This window comes from Komagataeibacter kakiaceti JCM 25156, assembly GCF_000613305.1.
Genome location: NZ_BAIO01000522.1, coordinates 1 through 1,588, shown reverse-complemented (window position 1 = coordinate 1,588; position 1,588 = coordinate 1). Strand labels below are relative to the sequence as shown.

Here is a 1,588-nt window from a genome sequence, read left to right as displayed (position 1 = left end):
TGGCCCCGCTGGCCAGCGGGCTGAAGCTTTTCGCGCAGGATTTCACCGCGCATATCACCCAGCGCCACTGCCCGCTGCGCCACGCCGCCTGAATGCACGCCGGGGGAATGCGATCATGACCAGCATCCGCATTGACGGCACGGACCACCCCACCCGGCCCGGCATCAACCTGCTGCAGGCCTGTCTGGAAGCGGGGGCGGCGCTGCCCTATTTCTGCTGGCATCCCGAACTCGGCTCCGTCGGGGCGTGCCGCCAGTGCGCGATCAGGCAGTTCAGTGGCCCCGATGACACGACGGGCCGGATCGTGATGGCCTGCATGACCCCCGTGAGCGATGGGGCCATCGTATCGGTCATGGATGATGAGGCCCGGGAGTTCCGCGCGGGCGTGATCGAATGGATGATGGTCAACCATCCCCATGACTGCCCGGTCTGTGAAGAAGGCGGCGAATGCCACCTGCAGGACATGACCGTAATGACGGGACACGATACCCGCCGCTACCGCTTCACCAAGCGCACCCACCGCAACCAGAACCTTGGCCCGTTCGTGAAGCATGAGATGAACCGCTGCATCGTCTGTTACCGCTGCGTGCGGTTCTACCGCGACTATGCGGGCGGAGATGATCTGGCGGTTTTCGCATCGCATGACAATGTCTATTTCGGCCGGGCGGAAGATGGCGCGCTGCAAAACGCCTTCAGCGGAAATCTGGTGGAAATCTGCCCCACCGGCGTGTTTACCGACAAGCCTTTTTCCGCCGTCTATACCCGCAAGTGGACATGCGCGGCGCGCCCTCCGTATGCGTGCACTGCGCGGTGGGCTGCAACACGATCGTCAATGCGCGGGAGGAGACCCTCCGCCGCGTTCTCAACCGCTATAATGCGGACGTCAACCGCTACCTCCTGTGCGACCGGGGGCGGTTCGGGCATGGCTTTGTCAATGCGGCGTCACGCATCCGCATGCCCATGCGCACCATCGCGGGACAGTCCGTTCGCGTGCCCGTGGCCGATGCGCTGGCGCTGTTCGCGCGCATGGCGGCGCAGGGACCGGTCATGGGCGTCGCCTCGCCCCGCGCCGCGCTGGAAACCTGCTTCAGCCTGCATGAATTCGTGGGCGCGCAAAATTTCTGCACCGGCCTGACACAGCACGAACAGACATGCGCCGAACTGGTCCATACCCTGCTGCGCGGGCATCCCGGCCCCATTCCCACCCTGCACGACATGGAAAGCGCCGACGCCGTGCTGGTACTGGGGGAGGACACCTGCGCCACCGCGCCCCGGCTTGGCCTCAGCCTGCGCCAGTCTGTCCGGCAGGCGTCCTTTCATGCCGCCGATACGGCAAAGGTGCCGCGCTGGATGGATGCGGCCGTACGCACGCTGGGGTGCGAAAGCCCCTCCGGCCTGTATGTCCTGACCCCCGCCCCGACCGGACTGGATGACGTGGCGGTGCGGACATGCCGCGCGGCACCCGATGATCTCGCACGCCTTGCTTCGCCATCGCCCACCTGATCGACCCATCCGCGCCAGAGGTGACGGGGCTGGCGGAGGAAGACGCGCGGCTGGCCGAACATATCGCGGCCACGCTCATGGCCGC

Annotated in this window: 1 pseudogene; it reads left to right on the top strand. The window is 66.1% G+C overall.

Annotation, left to right across the window (positions count from 1 at the left end):
- Positions 1 to 115: 115 nt before the first annotated feature.
- Positions 116 to 1,588 (top strand): annotated as a pseudogene (gene nuoG, locus JCM25156_RS25395) (NADH-quinone oxidoreductase subunit NuoG); the annotation flags it as partial.